This window comes from Aliivibrio friggae (assembly GCF_057368515.1).
In genome coordinates, this window is sequence record NZ_CM170648.1 from 1686245 (window position 1) to 1703408 (window position 17164).

The 17164-nt window shown below is 38.5% G+C and carries 19 protein-coding genes; 10 read left to right on the forward strand and 9 right to left on the reverse strand.

Translation table 11 applies throughout. The features are described 5' to 3' along the window. The first annotated feature begins 11 nt into the window (after nt 1-11). Entirely contained in the window at nt 12-296 is a 285-nt protein-coding gene (locus AC2INI_RS07950; protein WP_486304559.1) for a helix-turn-helix transcriptional regulator, read from the forward strand. 79 nt (nt 297-375) lie between these two features. On the opposite strand, the gene AC2INI_RS07955 is transcribed toward AC2INI_RS07950, so the two are convergent. The 4 genes from AC2INI_RS07955 to AC2INI_RS07970 form a co-directional block, all read right to left on the reverse strand. Beyond that, nucleotides 376-939, reverse strand: coding sequence for a class I SAM-dependent methyltransferase (locus AC2INI_RS07955; protein ID WP_486304560.1), 564 nt, complete (start codon nt 937-939; stop codon nt 376-378). Further along, on the reverse strand, nt 936-2027 hold the full coding sequence (locus AC2INI_RS07960) for an HNH endonuclease family protein (protein WP_486304561.1): 1092 nt from the start codon (nt 2025-2027) through the stop codon (nt 936-938). Before AC2INI_RS07960 ends, AC2INI_RS07955 begins: the two co-directional genes overlap by 4 nt. 83 nt (nt 2028-2110) lie before the next feature. Continuing rightward, nucleotides 2111-3271: a tyrosine-type recombinase/integrase gene (locus AC2INI_RS07965; protein ID WP_486304562.1), complete on the reverse strand. Its 1161-nt coding sequence runs from the start codon at nt 3269-3271 to the stop codon at nt 2111-2113. A 9-nt stretch (nt 3272-3280) separates the two neighbouring features. Beyond that, nucleotides 3281-3439, reverse strand: a complete 159-nt coding sequence (locus AC2INI_RS07970) for an Arc family DNA-binding protein (RefSeq protein ID WP_122032974.1) — start codon at nt 3437-3439, stop codon at nt 3281-3283. A 111-nt stretch (nt 3440-3550) separates the two neighbouring features. Between AC2INI_RS07970 and AC2INI_RS07975 the strand changes: the two genes are divergently transcribed. From AC2INI_RS07975 to cdd, 5 genes are all read left to right on the forward strand, one after another. After that, nucleotides 3551-3973: an Arc family DNA-binding protein gene (locus AC2INI_RS07975; RefSeq protein ID WP_486304563.1), complete on the forward strand. Its 423-nt coding sequence runs from the start codon at nt 3551-3553 to the stop codon at nt 3971-3973. A gap of 167 nt (nt 3974-4140) precedes the next feature. Next, on the forward strand, nt 4141-5565 hold the full coding sequence (gene sbcB, locus AC2INI_RS07980) for an exodeoxyribonuclease I (RefSeq protein WP_486304564.1): 1425 nt from the start codon (nt 4141-4143) through the stop codon (nt 5563-5565). Next, nucleotides 5562-5912: a CidA/LrgA family protein gene (locus AC2INI_RS07985; protein ID WP_122032976.1), complete on the forward strand. Its 351-nt coding sequence runs from the start codon at nt 5562-5564 to the stop codon at nt 5910-5912. The genes sbcB and AC2INI_RS07985 overlap by 4 nt, the downstream gene beginning before the upstream one ends. Further along, nucleotides 5912-6589, forward strand: coding sequence for a CidB/LrgB family autolysis modulator (locus AC2INI_RS07990; protein WP_122032977.1), 678 nt, complete (start codon nt 5912-5914; stop codon nt 6587-6589). The genes AC2INI_RS07985 and AC2INI_RS07990 overlap by 1 nt, the downstream gene beginning before the upstream one ends. Before the next feature lie 148 nt (nt 6590-6737). After that, entirely contained in the window at nt 6738-7646 is a 909-nt protein-coding gene (cdd, locus tag AC2INI_RS07995) for a cytidine deaminase (protein ID WP_486304565.1), read from the forward strand. 115 nt (nt 7647-7761) lie between these two features. On the opposite strand, the gene AC2INI_RS08000 is transcribed toward cdd, so the two are convergent. Then, nucleotides 7762-8925, reverse strand: coding sequence for an amidase family protein (locus tag AC2INI_RS08000; protein ID WP_122032979.1), 1164 nt, complete (start codon nt 8923-8925; stop codon nt 7762-7764). Between the two features lie 223 nt (nt 8926-9148). Between AC2INI_RS08000 and purT the strand changes: the two genes are divergently transcribed. Both purT and AC2INI_RS08010 read left to right on the forward strand, forming a co-directional pair. Further along, the gene (gene purT / locus AC2INI_RS08005) at nt 9149-10324 is read left to right on the forward strand and encodes a formate-dependent phosphoribosylglycinamide formyltransferase (protein WP_486304566.1); all 1176 of its coding nucleotides are present in this window, start codon (nt 9149-9151) and stop codon (nt 10322-10324) included. Nucleotides 10325-10526: 202 nt separating this feature from the next. After that, entirely contained in the window at nt 10527-11717 is a 1191-nt protein-coding gene (locus tag AC2INI_RS08010) for an amino acid aminotransferase (RefSeq protein WP_122032981.1), read from the forward strand. 120 nt (nt 11718-11837) lie between these two features. Here the strand turns inward: AC2INI_RS08010 and AC2INI_RS08015 are convergent, their stop codons facing one another. Both AC2INI_RS08015 and cysB read right to left on the reverse strand, forming a co-directional pair. Then, nucleotides 11838-13034: a methyltransferase gene (locus AC2INI_RS08015; protein ID WP_486304567.1), complete on the reverse strand. Its 1197-nt coding sequence runs from the start codon at nt 13032-13034 to the stop codon at nt 11838-11840. 33 nt (nt 13035-13067) lie between these two features. After that, nucleotides 13068-14042, reverse strand: a complete 975-nt coding sequence (gene cysB / locus AC2INI_RS08020) for an HTH-type transcriptional regulator CysB (protein ID WP_122032983.1) — start codon at nt 14040-14042, stop codon at nt 13068-13070. 284 nt (nt 14043-14326) lie between these two features. Between cysB and AC2INI_RS08025 the strand changes: the two genes are divergently transcribed. Further along, entirely contained in the window at nt 14327-15091 is a 765-nt protein-coding gene (locus tag AC2INI_RS08025) for a DNA repair protein (protein ID WP_122032984.1), read from the forward strand. Nucleotides 15092-15213: 122 nt separating this feature from the next. Here the strand turns inward: AC2INI_RS08025 and miaE are convergent, their stop codons facing one another. Next, nucleotides 15214-15978, reverse strand: coding sequence for a tRNA isopentenyl-2-thiomethyl-A-37 hydroxylase MiaE (miaE, locus tag AC2INI_RS08030; RefSeq protein ID WP_486304568.1), 765 nt, complete (start codon nt 15976-15978; stop codon nt 15214-15216). A gap of 229 nt (nt 15979-16207) precedes the next feature. Here miaE and AC2INI_RS08035 point away from each other — a divergent pair, with 229 nt between their 5' ends. Next, complete coding sequence (locus AC2INI_RS08035) at nt 16208-16591, forward strand: hypothetical protein (protein ID WP_122032985.1); 384 nt, start codon at nt 16208-16210, stop codon at nt 16589-16591. An 86-nt stretch (nt 16592-16677) separates the two neighbouring features. Here the strand turns inward: AC2INI_RS08035 and AC2INI_RS08040 are convergent, their stop codons facing one another. After that, the gene (locus AC2INI_RS08040; protein ID WP_486304569.1) at nt 16678-17067 is read right to left on the reverse strand and encodes a transporter; all 390 of its coding nucleotides are present in this window, start codon (nt 17065-17067) and stop codon (nt 16678-16680) included. Nucleotides 17068-17164 lie beyond the last annotated feature (97 nt).

The following is a 17164-nucleotide window of genomic DNA, read 5'->3' on the forward strand; positions in this document are numbered from 1 at the left end:
AAGGGTTAATTATGGAAAATAACTATCCTACAAGTATGGCTTTTTCGTATTCAGTAAAGCCTTTACCTTCGGCAGCTCCAAGCAAAGAGATTGAAGAAGAACTTGGTGCTGATTACCCAAAATCATCAAAGCAGTTAATTTGCCATGATGAGGTTTTAGATATGTTTTGCCTTACCAGTAAAGCAACTGTGTATATGTGGCGCAAGAACCGAGGCTTTCCAGCGCCAGTGACAAGAATGCCACTTAGATGGTTACGCTCTGCTGTTGAAGAGTGGAAATTGAAGATTGGGAGTTAGTAGGAAGGCTGATACTAAAAAGGACAAGAAGCATTGGCTTTTTGTCCTTTTACGATTTAGAACTTCAATTAATTTAGAACTATATTCTACTTATAAGAACGTTTAACCATTCATCATTACGTTCCACTCGTTGATCACCCGTAATCCAATGATCCATAATGCTCAAAGTGCTAGGAAGTACTTTCTTTAAACTATCAAGCGTACGAAAATTAAAGAATCGTCCATTACGTTCCCCTTCAAAATCCCCATGCTTAAAACTACAATAAATAAACCCACCACACTTAGTAACTTGAGCAATTTTATTAAATGCTTGTTCTAACTCATTAGATGGAACATGAAGCAAGGATGCACAAGCCCAAACAGCATCAAACTGTCTATCTATAATGAGATTTTGGATCGAACTTTCAATAACCTCAGCACTAGAATAATTCTTCGCAAACTTAGCAAGAACAGGTGATGGTTCTAACCCTGTTATGTCATAGCCTAAAGACCCAAAATATTTTAAATCTCTACCTGGACCACAACCAATATCTAAAATAGATTTTCCAGAAAAAACCTTAAGAAATGGCTTATAAACAGGAGTCATATCAACGTGAAGAGTATCTGCGATAAATATATCTGCATGCTTATCATAATAACTCATTGGCTATCTTCAATATGGAAAATATAGCTTGGACTCCAGTCAGAGAGAGGTTCAAACATATGATATATACTATGCATACGTGAGGTAATCTCCACCTTATTTTTAGCATTAAGGCTTAAGCTTATTGCATTTTTTAAAGAGTGTTTATGTTCTTCAAAAAACAGTATATTACGAGTTAAAAGGCTCTGATAAAACTGATTCGCAGCAGGGAGATCAAACTTACCACCCTCACCTCTGTTACATTTTTTGCAAGCAATAACAAGATTCCAAATGCCATTTGCATTCGGGGTCTTATCTCCCAATCTTGATAGAATTGAAAAAGGGAAAAAGTGGTCTACGTCTGCAAAATCATCATCTTGACTCATTACAAACTGGCTAACTTTTCTATTACAGTAAAAGCAACAACCATTTTGATAAGGAAGTAATGTATCTACAGCAGAACGCAAGCCAATACGTTTGTTATCAAATTCAGAATAGAAAAGTCCATCATCTTGATTAAATGAAAGCATATTAGGAGTTACCCCTGCTCTCCAAGCCTCTTCTACGATACTCCACCTTGCTTGGTTTTCAGTATTAATAATGAGTTTAGCTTTATCATCTTCTAGAATGCTAACTAGCCTGTCTGTCATTGTAATTTTTTTATTAGTTCGCTGATCTTCAAATAACATGTGTGTACTAGCTAACGTACCAGAACCAACATTTTGATAAGCTCTGAATACATCATTAAAAATATTCTTACTCGCTGCTTTATTTAATAAGTTCCAATCAGAAGCACTACGGTCTGACCCTAAGTATTCATCAATTTTACCAGTAAGCGCATTTTTGGTTCGTGCAAACTGATGGGGATTATTTTCATAATGAAATACTAATTCTAGTAAGAAGTCTTCTTGTAAATCTTCATAACGAACTTCACTCGTCTTTCCTGTTTGCTTCATAAGGGCATGACACAATGCAAACTTATATGTTGCTGCATTTTTCCCAAAAAGAGTAAGGGTTCGAAAGGTATTCAATGTAGAGCTTTCTTTGTCTAGAAAACTTTGAATTTCTTGTTTCTTTATTGAGTGATTGTGCAAAAGGCACCCCATCATAAATAGTACTTAGAAAAATAATCGGAGATATCATAAATTTTTCGGCTTATTTATACCACTGTATTTTATCGACAAAAATTTACTTATAACATCCTCTCAATTAATTTATCTGCATAACACTCATAAGCCTTTAACTGCTCATCTAACCAATCATGCTTATTGTATACAGATAAAACTCCACCTAATTCATGGCCTAGCATCTTCTCCACCACATGAGGCATAACACCAAGCTCTGAAGCGCCTGTTGATAACGAGCGTCTGAAGTCATGCGTTCGCCAATACTCAAGCTTTAACGTCGCACGTAAACGACGAATGTATTTGTTCGCGGCGGATATGGTTATCGGTGTATTCAAATCAAAGCCAGGGAACAACACATCATCATACGTTGCCATTACTCGTTCTAGTATTGATCTCACTTTAGTTGGGATTGGGCGACGGATCGGCTTACCTGTTTTACTTAGCTCTTTAGGGACGGTCCAAATCCCTCTTTCCATATCAAAATGGCTTCTTCTTGCTAATCGCAGTTCTGAAAGTCGATTCCCCCACAACATAGTCAGCTGGTGCAGCGTCTTATTGGCGGTACTTGCTTGCGTTCGTTCAATGGCTACCCAAATTTCTCTGAGTTCGTCCCATGTTGGCACTCTTGTTCCTACTTCTGATGGCGTTCCTACATGGCACTGCTTTAGTCGATCAAAGTTTGTATTGTTGATTAAGAATTTATGTTTACAGTAATTTAGACAAGCTCGCATCTTAGCAAAGGTTGAATTGGCCATTTTAGGGTTCTTCTCTGCGATTTTATCTAACCACACCATCCACTCTCGCGCTGTTATGGTTTCTACGCTCTTATCTGGAAAGGCATCATAGAAGTAGTTTTTGGCTACAGACACATATAGATCAACCGTTCCTTTCTTTAAATGCTTTACGTGATTATCAAACCAATAATCTAAACACTGATTTAAAGTTACAAATTCTGTCTCACCTGTTAGCGCTATTTCTGGGTTTCTGCCCTGCTCTCTTAACTCGATCATCTCATGGTGAATGCGTCGCGCTTCTTTAATGCTGATATTTGGGTAACGCCCTATTCTAATTCTTAGGTTTTTCTTATTGAATCGGCATCGATACTGAAAGGTTATCTTCCCTTTTGGGGTAATACGCGCCACTAAACCTTCACCATCACTGAGTTCTGGCGTTCCTGTGTAGTCTTGCTTATGAATGGCTTTCAATTGCTTATCTAAAATCGCCATGTTCTTGCCCTAAATTGATTGCTTAGTGAGTGACTGCGTTAGTCGATAGATGATTTCAGCATTCAATGAGCGTTGTGATTCTGCTGCTTTTCCTTTCAGCTCTGCTTTTAAGTCATCCGATAATCTTAATCCATATGGATTCGGTCTTTTTGCTGTCTTTTGATTCATTGCTCCGCCCCAATCTTTAATTTGATTTCAAATGGTATCCATTTGGCTACCATTGAATTATGGTAGCAATTGGCTACCATTGTCAAATTGTTCTATAAATTGGGTTAAATCATGACGTCAAGACCACCACAGATTAATGTTCGTGTCCCTACTGAACTTAAAGATCAAATTCATAAAGCTGCAGAACTTAATGGCCGCTCGGTTAACTCTGAGATTGTGAACCGCTTAGAGCAGAGTTTGATCCTGCATAGCGAGCCTGAAAGGTTAATTACTGCACAGCAAGCAAAGTTAATGGCTTTGCAGGCACAACAGCATTTATTTGAAAATTTAAAAATTCGTTCGTTTACCGCTATTAATGATGCAATAAAGCTTGGTAAACTAAACACTGTGATTGATATCTCATATCTTGAAATAGAAGATGAAACAGACCAAGCAGTCTATGCTTTAGTACAACCACTACGCCAATTGCTGATTGAGCTGGGCTATGTGGTTAGTGAATTAAATTCGGACAGTATTTTCGTTGAATTTAAGTGATTTTTTGGACGCACTAAAAGTAAAAATTGGACACCGATTTGGACGAAAGTGCGAATATTAAGCGCTATTTATCTATATATGGCACGTTGAATAGATAGACTTTGAATACTTTAACTCCTTGTTTAATTAGGCATATTATATGAATACGATACTTTTGGAATATAGCCATGAATAGTAGTAATGACCCGTCCTTCTTCTTCTTTGATTATGAAACATGGGGAACTAGCCCATCTCTCGATCGCCCATGCCAATTTGCTGGGGTTCGTACCGATGAAGATTTTAATATCATTGGTGAGCCATTAGTTATTTACTGCCGCCCTCCAATTGATTATTTACCTTCTCCTGAAGCCTGTTTAATTACTGGCATCACGCCACAAACTGCGGTAAATAAAGGCTTGTCTGAGCCTGAGTTCATTACTCAAATCCATAACGAATTATCAAAACCAAATACGTGTTCATTAGGCTACAACAACATTCGTTTTGATGATGAAGTTTCTCGCTATACCTTATATCGTAACTTCTTCGAACCGTATGGTTGGAGCTGGCAGAACGGTAACTCACGTTGGGATCTACTTGATGTGATGCGCGCTGTTTATGCCCTACGTCCTGAAGGCATCGAATGGCCAAAAGACGAAGAAGGCAAGCCAAGCTTTAGATTAGAAAAACTCTCTCAAGCAAACGGCATTGAACATGAAAATGCCCACGATGCGATGGCCGATGTTATTGCCACCATCGAGTTAGCCAAAGTGGTTAAAAAAGCACAACCAAAAATGTTTAACTACCTGCTTTCTATGCGTCATAAAAAGAAAGCGGCAACCTTAATCGATATTGTTGAAATGACACCGTTAATGCACGTATCTGGTATGTTTGGCGTAGATCGAGGCAATATCAGTTGGATTGTGCCTGTTGCTTGGCACCCAACGAATAACAACGCTGTCATTACGATTGATTTAGCATTAGACCCAAGAGTGTTCCTAGAATTAGATGCAGAGCAATTACATCAACGCATGTATACCAAACGTGCTGATCTTGCGCCTGATGAATTACCAGTTCCTGTAAAATTAGTACATTTAAACAAGTGCCCTATTCTTGCGCCTGCTAAAACATTGACGGCTGAGAATGCTGAAAATCTAAATGTAGACAGAGCGGCGTGTTTAAAGAATCTTAAAGTGATCCGTGATAATCCTGAGATCAGACAAAAGCTAATTGCGCTTTACAGCATTGAGCCTAATTATGAGAAATCAACCAATGTAGATACCCTTCTATATGATGGTTTCTTCTCTCATGCTGATAAAACAACGATTGATATTATCCGTCAATCAACCCCTGAGCAGCTTATCGATTTTGAACCTAATGTTAGTGATCCTCGCATTAAGCCTTTATTGTTCCGCTACCGTGCGCGTAATTTCCCGCATACGCTAAACGAGACTGAGCAATTAAAGTGGCAAGCTCACTTACAAGATTATTTCCAAACTCATTTGCCAGAATATGAATCAAGTTTTGAAAACCTATACCTTGAATCGGAAGGCAATGAAAAAAAGACTGCGATTCTTCGCGCCGTTTATAATTACGTACAACAGTTAGTATCATGATTAAATACCTTTACTCTTTCGCATGGATTTTCGCCTCACTGTTTGCTGGAAACGGCATTCAATCTTGGCTAAATATTTCAGTACCCGGCAGTATTCTTGGAATGCTTATTTTATTCTCCGCTATGGTTATTGGTGTATGCAGGCCGGACTGGGCCGCAACAGGTTGCCAATTTTTCATGCGTAATATGTTAATTTTATTTATTCCGATCTCCGTTGGGTTAATGACGCATTTCGATTTGTTAATCAACAATGCGATTCCAATCATTGTGAGTACCGCTGGTGGCTCATTATTGGTTTTAGTCTGCCTATCGTTATTTATTGATCGCCTTGATAGAGGAAATAAATAATGTGGGTTATCTTAACCGTTATTGTTTTTTATTCGGCTCGTTGGTTTGCGAAGCGTTTCCCTCACCCAATCAATAACCCATTATTGTTGAGTGTTTGTATCGTAATTCCAATCTTGATGGTCTTACAGGTGCCTTATGAAACCTATTACGCTGACAATGCGTTTTTAAGTTACTTGTTGCAACCTGCCGTCGTTGCTTTGGCTTACCCTTTATATGAGCAATTACCTCATATTCGTGAAAACTGGAAAATCATTCTGCTGGCGTGCTCTGTAGGCTCACTGTTTTCAATGCTGTCTGGTGCGTTCTTAGCAGTATGGATGGGCGCAGATATGCAACTGGTTGCAAGTATATTACCAAAATCAGTTACCACACCGATTGCGATGGCTATCTCAAGTCAACTTGAAGGTGAAGCAGCGATTGCGGCTATCTTGGTTTTATTAGCCGGTTTGATGGGCGCTATCTGTGCTTACCCTATCTATAATATGTTAGGAATTAAAAGCTCATTGGCAAGAGGGTTAACCATGGGGAATGTTTCTCATGCCCTTGGTACTGCTCAAGCGGCTGAGGTTGATTCTCAAGATGCGGCGTTTAGTTCTCTCGCTTTAGTTATCTGTGGGATAATTACTTCATTGGTTGCCCCTCTTATTTACTCATTATTGGTATTTATAAAAGGGTAATCGGTTAAAATCCCACCAAACCAGTGTGACCTCTCTCTCATTGATGTAAATAATGTATCTTTACATCAATGAGTGTGATATTGATCTATGTTTCTATGGCTATAGTCCCTAATAATGAGCCCAGAAGAAATTAAAAAGGATCACACCGATGACCACTCTACACTCTACCGCAGTACAACAACGCTTAGAAAATGCCCTTTCTGATCTGCCTGCAGATTTACAATCAGCACTAGCTTCTTTAATCAATACCCAATTTAAAGGCGTCATTACTAAAGCGCAGTTTCAAGCTTTACTCGCTGAGAGCAAACTCGATGATAAAGAATTACGTTTAGCCTTGCTTCCTCTTGCTGCGGCATTCTCTGTTGCTCCAATCTCTAACTTTTATGTTGGCGCTATCGTACGTGGTAACTCTGGCAACCTTTATTTCGGTGCCAATATGGAGTTTAGTGGGGTTCAGTTAGGCCAAACAATTCATGCTGAGCAATCTGCTATTAGCCATGCGTGGATCAAAGGTGAAACGGGTATTTCTGATATCACTATCAACTTCAGCCCTTGTGGTCATTGTCGTCAATTCATGAACGAGCTAACAACGGCTGATAGCTTGATGATTCAATTGCCTGAGCGCGATGAGAAGTCTCTACAAGAATATTTACCTGAATCTTTTGGTCCAAAAGATCTAGGCATTGAAGGCGGTTTATTGGCGTCGGTTTCACATGATCTTGCGTTAGATGCTGGCTCTGATCTATTAATTAACGCATTGAAAGCAGCAAATCAAAGTCATGCTCCGTATTCACATAATATCAGTGGTATTGCACTTGAAATGAAGAGCGGTCATGTTTATCACGGTATGTACGCTGAGAATGCGGCATTCAACCCAAGCTTACCACCACTTCAAGTTGCCCTAATTCATGCCAATATGTCTCGTGAATGTTTATCAGAGATAACAGCGGCAGCCTTGGTTGAAAACCATAAAGGCGCAATTAGTCACTTAGCAATAACTAAAAGTACATTAGAGGCTCTTAGCCCTGAAGTGACTTTAGAGTATGCTGCGATATAAGTGGATTAAGAGTCAATCAAAAAAAGAGGAGCTAATTTGCTCCTCTTTTTTTAACTTCAAATCTCAACGGCTCTGTCTATTTTCTATTTCTAAAAAACGCATCAAGCAAATAAGTCTATTGATTTTGTTTCCAACGAATTGCTGCATCAATAAGTTGTCTATCCATACCCTTTTTACCCAGTAACGAGATCCCCCATGGTGAATCGTTTACGGAAAACCAAGGTAAATGCAGCTGAGGTAGATCAGCTAAGCTTGCTAATGAGGTGTATTTCAAAATGACTGAATTGAGCTTATATAATTGCTCATCTGACGCGGTTACTGGTGGTGCAATGTTTGTTGTGGTTGGCATTAACAACAAGGTTTTCTCATCCAACAATGATTCTAAAACGGATTGAACAAGATCTCGCTGCTCTAATGCAATTCTCTCATCTTTGTATTTTAATGTTGAGAGCCACTTCATTTGCATTTTAATTTCATTACTTAACACTGGGTGATTACTTTCAATCCAAGGTTCAATATTACGTAAACCTCGAACTGTTGAGATCACCTTAAAGCTTTCTGCCGCTTTGTTAGTAATGATTTTACTGATCGCTTTACTACGAACAATTTTATAAGGCGATGAGGCGATTAATTTCTCTAATTTTACTTTTGCTTCATCTGGAATATCTTGAAATAAGCTATCTAATACCACAATGCGATCTACTGTCATAAGCGGCGACATCGGCGTTAGTATAGTTGCAACTTTTCTAATATCGGATAAATTCTTAGCGACCCAACCAAGAGAAGTTTCTTCTTTCGCAATACAAGAAATACCATTCATATTGACGGCACTCGATGATGATTTAAACCCATATAACCCAGCATACAACGCAGGTACACGGATCCCACCATTGAGGTCAGTGCCTAAACCTATATCGGCCTCTCCATTGATAACAGCGGCAACGGCACCGCAAGATGCGCCACCAATTAATCGACCTTCACAATTTGAGTTTTTAATCGTTGGATAATGTGGGTTACGGCCATGCAGACCAAAACCAAATTCATCCATTTGAGTTTTACCAACAAATATCGCGCCTTTCTTTAATAAAAGATCTACCGCTGGTGCGTTTGCTTTGGCAACGTTCTGTTGTGCTAACCATGTAGGATTTCCCAAGCCATTTGGGGTATCTTTTATGTCGATACAATCACTTACCACAAATTTTTTATTTTCTAATGCGCCGTAAAATGCCCATTGCTGTGTCGGTCCTGAATGAGGGACATACATGGTTTTGTCATCCATAAACTAAATGCAACTACTTGTTTAAAAAAAAACAGCATACCAATCACATGACTGAATACAATTCCATACATTCACACTGCCAATAAATTACTCAATAGTGTGACTTGCCTTCAAATTTATAAAAATCAAGATAATAAAAAAACAAAAGGCAAACGTTTGCGTATTTGGTGATTTTTAGTATGATGTCGATATATTCACACTCACTATCACATGAGAATTTACTATGTTTGGTACCGCTCTATCTTCTTCTGCAACAAAAGTATTATTACTTGGCTCTGGTGAACTTGGTAAAGAAGTTGCTATTGAATGTCAGCGTCTTGGTTTAGAAGTCATCGCTGTTGATCGCTACTTAAACGCACCAGCAATGCAAGTTGCTCACCGTAGCTATGCCATTGATATGTTAGATGCGGACGCACTGGAAGCGATCATCAAAAAAGAACAGCCTGATTACGTTGTTCCTGAGATCGAAGCCATTGCTACAGATAAGTTAGTCGAGTTAGAGAAACAAGGCCTTAATGTTGTCCCTACAGCAAATGCAACAAAACTAACAATGAACCGTGAAGGCATTCGTCGTTTAGCCGCTGAGGAATTAGAACTTCCTACTTCTCCTTATCGTTTTGTAGATACTTATGAAGAGTTGGTTGAAGCGGTTAAGTTTGTTGGTATGCCTTGTGTTATCAAGCCAGTAATGAGTTCATCAGGTAAAGGCCAAAGCGTAATTAAAACCGAAGCGGACATTAAAACCTCTTGGGATTATGCTCAAGATGGTGGCCGCTCTGGTGCTGGACGAGTCATTATTGAAGGGTTTGTGGATTTCGATTATGAGATTTCACTGCTGACTATTCGAGCGGTTGATGGCGTTCATTTCTGTGCGCCAATTGGTCACAGACAAGAAGATGGTGATTACCGAGAATCATGGCAGCCACAGGTTATGACAGAAGCCGCACTTAAACTGGCCCAAGACGCTGCTGAAAAAGTAGTAAATGCACTAGGTGGTTACGGCTTGTTTGGTGTTGAGCTGTTCATTAAGGGTGACAACATTTACTTTAATGAAGTTTCACCTCGTCCACACGATACTGGTTTAGTTACGCTTATTTCTCAAGAAATGTCTGAGTTTGCTTTGCATGTTCGCGCCTTTACTGGAATGCCAATTAACAGCATTACTCAATATGGCCCTTCTGCTTCTTCTGTTATTTTAGGCCAAGGAACATCAACTAATATCCGCTTTGATGGATTAGCTAACGCACTTAGCCAGCCTCAAACTCAAGTTAAGTTATTCGGTAAACCAGAGATTGATGGCCGTCGTCGTTTAGGTGTAGCGATTACTCGTCGTGATAGCCTAGAACTCGCAATTGAAGATGCAATTTCGGCTTCTAATAAAGTTAAAATCACTTATTAGTAAATACAGGTAACCTCACAACAGAGCGGTATTTATGTGCTGCTTTGTTGTCTTTTATCCCATCTCAATTCGATTTTTATCTTTAATTAAAAAAATTTGATCATTTCGTTATCTAACCGTTGCAAACTTACAAGGTTAACAGGTATAAATAACGGATATTGATTCTTTATTTATATTTAACCTCTCACCATGGATGATGACTATGTTTGAAAAAATCTCTGCCGCTCCAGCTGACCCAATACTTGGGCTTACTGACGAATTTAAAAATGACCCTCGTGCTGAAAAAATCAACCTTGGTGTTGGTATTTATAAGAACGAAGCAGGTCAAACTCCTGTACTAAAAACAGTAAAAAAAGCAGAAGCGGTATTGCTTGATACTGAAAAAACAAAGTCATACCTAACAATTCAAGGGACTGCTGAATACGGCCTTGCAGTTCAAAAACTATTATTTGGTGCTGATGCTCAAGTTATCACTGAAAAACGCGCTCAAACAGCTCAAGCACCCGGTGGCACAGGCGCACTACGTGTTGCTGGTGAGTTTATTAAACGTCAATTAGGCGACGTGAAAATTTGGATCAGTAATCCAACGTGGGCAAACCACATTGGTGTATTTACTGCAGCAGGAATTGAAACTGCGCAATACAGCTACTATAACGCTGAAACTAAATCAAAAGACTTCGCTGCGATGCTTTCTGATCTTCAGCAAGCAAGTGAAGGCGATGTAGTTTTACTTCACGGTTGCTGCCATAACCCAACGGGTATCGATCCAACGGCTGCTGAGTGGGAAGAATTAGCAAAACTGTGTTCAGAAAAAGGGCTACTACCTTTATTTGATTTTGCATACCAAGGTTTTGCAAAAGGTGTTGAAGAAGATGCTTCTGGTTTACGTGTTTTTGCTCAGTACTGCCCTGAATTATTAGTAGCAAGTTCATTCTCGAAAAACTTCGGTCTATACAACGAACGTGTTGGTGCATTTACGCTGGTAGCAAAAGATGCAGCTGTTGCTTCTGATGCCTTCTCTCAAGTAAAAGCAATCATTCGTTCTATCTACTCTAACCCACCTGCTCACGGTGCTGCTGTTGTTACGCATATCTTAAATGATGATGCACTACGTACAGAGTGGGAACAAGAAGTAGCTGAAATGCGTGATCGTATTCAAGAGATGCGTACCCTATTTGTAGCGACATTAAAAGAGCAAGGCGTTGCTGCTGACTTTAGCTTTATTGAAGGTCAAAACGGCATGTTCTCTTTCTCTGGTCTTTCTAAAGAGCAAGTTAACCGCTTAAAAGATGAGTTTGCTATTTATATCGTAGGCTCTGGCCGTATCAGTGTTGCTGGCATGACAAAAGACAATATGCTTCCTTTATGTAAAGGAATTGCGGCGGTTCTTTAATCCTCCGAGCATGCATGAAATAATTAAAGGCGCTTAATTTAGCGCCTTTTTTTATTTCATCAATTCAACGACGACTTTTACTTTCTGTTTTACGCAACGAAAATTCGTGGGTGAATAGCCTTACTTAAATAGTCTTGCTTGAATAACAATGTTACGGGGCGTGTCTTCTTTTAAACAAAACTGCCCTATTCGTACTTCATAGCCTGACTCTTCCATTAATAATGCGCGATCTAAACAGAGCCACACTTCTAACGGTCTTTTAAATAAGTGTTGGATCAAGTCGCATTTCTCCATCATAACAAAAGCTGTCTTTCCTTTTTCTAGCCAGAATTCATAATCTGTGTTGTCTGGTAATATCAGTTCTTTTTTCTCAGCCGCCCAATCACAAAAGGCTTCAAAACCATCACTTAATAATGATTTTTTAATGCTTGGGATAGACAGATATGTATTACCCTCACTCAATGATTGTTGTAATGCCTTAAAGCCTAAACGAAAGCACATTTCTAGCTCACGATGCTGCAACGTTCGTTGTCCTGCAACCACCGTTTCTTGTAATGGTAAGCGTAAATCTTCTTTTGATAATACCAATGCAGATTGATTGGCTAATGCTGAGAGACTGACATAACTTTCATCTTTTGTGAGATGGAAACAACATGGTGAAATGGTAACTGCATCAATATGATTAGAGATCCCCTCTCTCAATAAATTGATGTGTAAGTCACCACAAGCATGTAGCGCTACAGCATGTTGTTTTTCTTTGATTAACTCACCACAGCGTTCAGAGAGTGCATCCCCTTGCACGAAAGTCATCGCTAATTGATGTGTATCGGCATAGGTTTGTCCGCTATCACACAAGGCTTGTTGCCACTCTAAGGTTGTAACGGGTTTCGCTGTTGTCGCGTTTAATACACGCCCTAAATACCCTTTACCACCACACCACTCTAGCCACTCATTCTCTGGTTGATAGTAATCAACCCCTAGTGCACTAAGTTTCGTAATTTGCTGCCATTTACGACCATTTATCCCACTATCTAGACCTTTTGGTGTGTGTTTTATCGGCGCGTGAAACTCTGGCAGTTGTCCAAGTTTATACAGTGCTTGTAATTCAGGGATGAAGGTTGAAAGGATGTGCGCTAACTCTTCTGGTTCAGACTTTAATCGCAGCACTTCACAAGGTGCTAACGAATCTAACCACTGACTGAGCTCATTATGTGTTGAGCGCCAAGGATAATCTGAACTGTGAAACGCAGAAAATTGCCAAAAAAAGACCGTCTGGGTTAACAAACGGTCTATGTCTAAAAACTGCTGAGAATGCATGAGAGCGGCCCTGAAAATAGTATCAGGGGGATCTTAACGGACAGGGAGATTAATGTCTTTAAACATCTCTTCAATTTCATGATTATTTTTAAGCATTGTTGCTTGCTCTACAATTGGGCGCGTTAGGTGCGGTGCAAAACGTTCCATAAAATCAAACATGTAGCTTTTTAAGAATGATCCACGTTTGAAACCAATCGTTGTTGTGCTTGCATCAAATATGTGGCTTGCATCTAAAGCTACCAAGTCTGAGTCACGATCAGGATCCATAGCCATGCTTGCAATAACGCCGACGCCGATACCTAAACGAACATACGTTTTAATTACGTCAGCATCTGTTGCTGTAAAGACTATTTTTGGTTTTAGTCCTGCTTTATTAAATGCACTATCTAGTGCTGAGCGACCAGTAAAACCAAAGACATAAGTCACCAAATCATAAGCGGCTAAATCTTCAATGGTTACGTTTGATTTAAGAGCTAATGGATGATCTTTTGTCACCACAATAGAACGGTTCCAGTGATAACAAGGAAGCATGATCGCATCTTGGTACAAATGCAGCGCTTCGGTGGCAATAGCAAAATCTGCCGTGCCTTTGGCTATCGCATCAGACATTTGTGTTGGCGTGCCTTGGTGCATATGCAAAGAAACATCAGAGTAGCGTGTTTTAAATCCTTTAATCACATCAGGCAATGCGTAACGAGCTTGAGTATGCGTCGTGGTAATATTCAACACACCACGTTCTGGATGAGTGTGTTCACCAGCGACTGACTTTATGCTCTCCACACGAGAAAGGATCTCACGAGATATTTTAACAATCTCTTCACCTGATGGCGTAACACGAGTTAGATGTTTACCACTTCGTTCAAAGATTTGAACACCTAATTCATCTTCCAATAAACGTACTTGTTTACTGATACCAGGTTGCGAGGTATAAAGAGCTTCTGCGGTTGAAGATACATTTAAGCGATGGTTAACCACTTCTACAATATATCTGAGTTGTTGTAATTTCATGTTATTTACCTGTAATCCTTTACATTAAATTAAATTTTACTTATACGATATAGTTATATACTCATTCCCATCTATTTTCAAAGGCTTCAACCTAATTTTCAACAACTGTTTGTTTTTTAGCCAGAAAAATTAAAGAAATGTGAACAGCTGTCGATAAGTTTAAGGAATAACTAGAATGATAAATTACTTTCGAGTAATTTAGTCTTAAGAATGAAGCCCTTGCTATTCATTTAGATTACAAGCTGTTACACTGGAAAAATTACTATTGGACGTATGATAAAAATATGAATATTGCTCTTATTATTGGACTTTTTGCGATTCTACTTACCTTGATTATTGGCTATAACATCATTGTTCAATACAGAACAAAGATTGAATCTGCTAAAAAACAAGAGTCTGCAAAACATATGGTTATCATTGACTCAACTGAAGAATTAATCGGTAATGCTCATCACCTACCTTACAGCAAAGAGTTATTAGTTTGTCTTAATCAACGAATTCTGGACGCATTACGCGCTATTGCAGAATTAGAGCCGAACGATCGCTCTTATCCTTCACGTATTGAAAATATGGAGCAACAGCTTCAGCAGCTAAAAACTAACTATACTGGTGGCGATAGCACAAACTTCAAAGTGCCGAGTAATGATAAACAAGCACTTATCATGCTTAAGTTAGTAAAACGTCTGCGTGATACATTACGAGCGGAACATAAAAAAGGCCGAGTGAACACTCAAGTCTTTGTTGCCGAAAATGCACGTCTTGAATCAATTCAAGTTCGCATTAATATTGAAAATGTAGTGAAGCGTGCTAAAGAAGCAACACAACGTGGGCAAGCAGGTACTGCTCGTCAATTACTGAAAAAAGGCATCGATGCCCTATCAAGTAAAAACGATGGCTACTCAAATAAAGCACGTACTCAACTGCAAGATATGCTTGATGAACTAAACAATAAGACGAAAAAGAAACAAGACCAAGAGCTACAAGATAAATTAGATAAAAACAAAGATGATGACATCGATGTATTATTCCAACCAAAGAAAAAATGGTAATCTAGTTTTTAACAGCTATTAAGTGACTTAATCAGTAAGAATAAACCGATGATTGCTGAGATATTCAAAAAAAGATCGCACTAAGCGATCTTTTTTTATATCTCCACAAACAGTTCCAATATTTATACTTTTGTTGGAACACCACTATGAAATTTAAAATCTGTATCTGGTAATTGAATAAGCTCCGCCTCTATCTTCGCAAAATGGGCGACACGCTCACTCACATCCCCACCTGCCACTTGTTCTGCTAAAGTAAGGTAATCTTGATAGTGACGAGATTCTGAGCGTAATAGAGAGATATAGAACTTCGCTAAATCATCATCTAGGTACGGTGCTAATTTGGCAAAGCGCTCACAAGAACGCGCTTCAATAAATGCACCAATAATTAGTTTATCAATTAACGTGCACGGCTCGTGCGTAATAATATTGGTGAAAAGGCCTTTTGCATAACGACCAGCTCTGATGTTTTGATATGGGACATTACGCTGATCCATTATTTCTAATACTTGATAGAAATGATGCAACTCTTCTTTAATCAATAGAACCATCTTATCAATCAAATCTTGGCTGTACGGTGAGTCTTTACGTGCCGTGATCTTTTTAGAGATATTACTCTTCCCTTTAAGAGTCTCTAAAGTACCTGTTTTTTTATAAGCAAAATCTTCGTAAGGCTTAAACCAATCAAGCAGTACATTCGTACTCTCTGCATCCACTGCGTATTTACGAATTAAGTATAGTGCACTCTGCGCAGCTTTAAGCTCGCACATTAAATGATCACGTAAAATAACAGATAAGTTCTCAGGCTTTTTTGCTTCTTCAATCCACTCATCCGGTGTTTCACACAGTAAAAATGAGTTAATTGGCTCTAGTAATGATTTATCGTACATATCGCTTTTTAATCTGAAAGTTCTGTTAAGCATTATATCAAATCAATTCAGCTAGCGTTTACTCTTGATCATATTTATCTCATAACCAATAAATATCAATACGTTATAGCAGAACAATTAAATTTAATTAACATGTCGCACCGTATAAATCCTAAAAAATAGCTTGATCAATAACCAAATTAAAAGTACTGTATAAATACACACTGTATGGATGAACAGGTATTTTATTATGAACAGAGCAATGACATTAAATACGTACTCAAACTCATTTAATCACTCTATCTCACAACACGTAACTAGTGCTGCAAACTTAGTAAACGCACAGTGTGAATCGCACTTTATACAAACATTAAAAAGCTTATCAAAACAAAATAAGTGGATATTCATTACTGCAAATACATCAATGCCAAGCTGTGAAACTCTACTTATGCATGGGGTTGAATTAAATCGATTGGTTAGATTAAAGCCATCACACCATTTATCAGAAATAGAAACCATAGAGAAGGCAAAACAGTGTGGTACCGCAAGCGCTATTATCTGTAACTCTAATTGCTACTATTTTTCAGACTCTCAATGGGTAACATTGAACCGAAAAATGACAGTGCTTCATTAGTTTCAATAAGATAACAGTTTCAACAAGATAATAGTTTTAATAAATTAATAATTTCCGTAAAACTATTATTTACGAAAACCATAAATTTATTTAAGTGATGGCTCATTTAAATGCACTAGAAGAAGATCAAACTCATCATTTTTTTGAGATATCTCTGTATGAGTATTGTCTAAAATATAAAGGATTTGTTCATCGTCTAATGTATACGGTAACTTTATTTTTAAGTCACTAATCCCTTCAATTCGAGCTAAACGAATTAAACGAATAATATTGGATTCATCATTAATATGCGAAGAGAGGACTTGTAAAGCTTCTAGACGTAGTCTTTCTTGTGTAGGCGTTGAGTCATGTACTGACGCATTCCAAATGGTACCAAAAGTTGGGATCAAACTTTTTAGCGCTTGTGAAAACGTCCATTTTTGATTACTTGAATTAATAAGAAATGAACTGTAATCAAACTCGATGATATTAGCCATAATTTGCCTCGATATATTCCCACATCTACTTTCAACATCCTATTGAAAAGCACAAATGTTTTTCTTCATGGCTATAAGTATCCCGAATATTAGAACC

Excerpts from the sequence above, each read along its gene's own strand:
- AC2INI_RS07950 (WP_486304559.1), top strand. The coding sequence starts at position 12 with ATGGAAAATAACTATCCTACAAGTATGGCTTTTTCGTATTCAGTAAAG.
- AC2INI_RS07955 (WP_486304560.1), bottom strand. The coding sequence starts at position 939 with ATGAGTTATTATGATAAGCATGCAGATATATTTATCGCAGATACTCTT.
- AC2INI_RS07960 (WP_486304561.1), bottom strand. The coding sequence starts at position 2,027 with ATGATGGGGTGCCTTTTGCACAATCACTCAATAAAGAAACAAGAAATT.
- AC2INI_RS07965 (WP_486304562.1), bottom strand. The coding sequence starts at position 3,271 with ATGGCGATTTTAGATAAGCAATTGAAAGCCATTCATAAGCAAGACTAC.
- AC2INI_RS07970 (WP_122032974.1), bottom strand. The coding sequence starts at position 3,439 with ATGAATCAAAAGACAGCAAAAAGACCGAATCCATATGGATTAAGATTA.
- AC2INI_RS07975 (WP_486304563.1), top strand. The coding sequence starts at position 3,551 with ATGACGTCAAGACCACCACAGATTAATGTTCGTGTCCCTACTGAACTT.
- sbcB (WP_486304564.1), top strand. The coding sequence starts at position 4,141 with ATGAATAGTAGTAATGACCCGTCCTTCTTCTTCTTTGATTATGAAACA.
- AC2INI_RS07985 (WP_122032976.1), top strand. The coding sequence starts at position 5,562 with ATGATTAAATACCTTTACTCTTTCGCATGGATTTTCGCCTCACTGTTT.
- AC2INI_RS07990 (WP_122032977.1), top strand. The coding sequence starts at position 5,912 with ATGTGGGTTATCTTAACCGTTATTGTTTTTTATTCGGCTCGTTGGTTT.
- cdd (WP_486304565.1), top strand. The coding sequence starts at position 6,738 with ATGACCACTCTACACTCTACCGCAGTACAACAACGCTTAGAAAATGCC.
- AC2INI_RS08000 (WP_122032979.1), bottom strand. The coding sequence starts at position 8,925 with ATGGATGACAAAACCATGTATGTCCCTCATTCAGGACCGACACAGCAA.
- purT (WP_486304566.1), top strand. The coding sequence starts at position 9,149 with ATGTTTGGTACCGCTCTATCTTCTTCTGCAACAAAAGTATTATTACTT.
- AC2INI_RS08010 (WP_122032981.1), top strand. The coding sequence starts at position 10,527 with ATGTTTGAAAAAATCTCTGCCGCTCCAGCTGACCCAATACTTGGGCTT.
- AC2INI_RS08015 (WP_486304567.1), bottom strand. The coding sequence starts at position 13,034 with ATGCATTCTCAGCAGTTTTTAGACATAGACCGTTTGTTAACCCAGACG.
- cysB (WP_122032983.1), bottom strand. The coding sequence starts at position 14,042 with ATGAAATTACAACAACTCAGATATATTGTAGAAGTGGTTAACCATCGC.
- AC2INI_RS08025 (WP_122032984.1), top strand. The coding sequence starts at position 14,327 with ATGAATATTGCTCTTATTATTGGACTTTTTGCGATTCTACTTACCTTG.
- miaE (WP_486304568.1), bottom strand. The coding sequence starts at position 15,978 with ATGTACGATAAATCATTACTAGAGCCAATTAACTCATTTTTACTGTGT.
- AC2INI_RS08035 (WP_122032985.1), top strand. The coding sequence starts at position 16,208 with ATGAACAGAGCAATGACATTAAATACGTACTCAAACTCATTTAATCAC.
- AC2INI_RS08040 (WP_486304569.1), bottom strand. The coding sequence starts at position 17,067 with ATGGCTAATATCATCGAGTTTGATTACAGTTCATTTCTTATTAATTCA.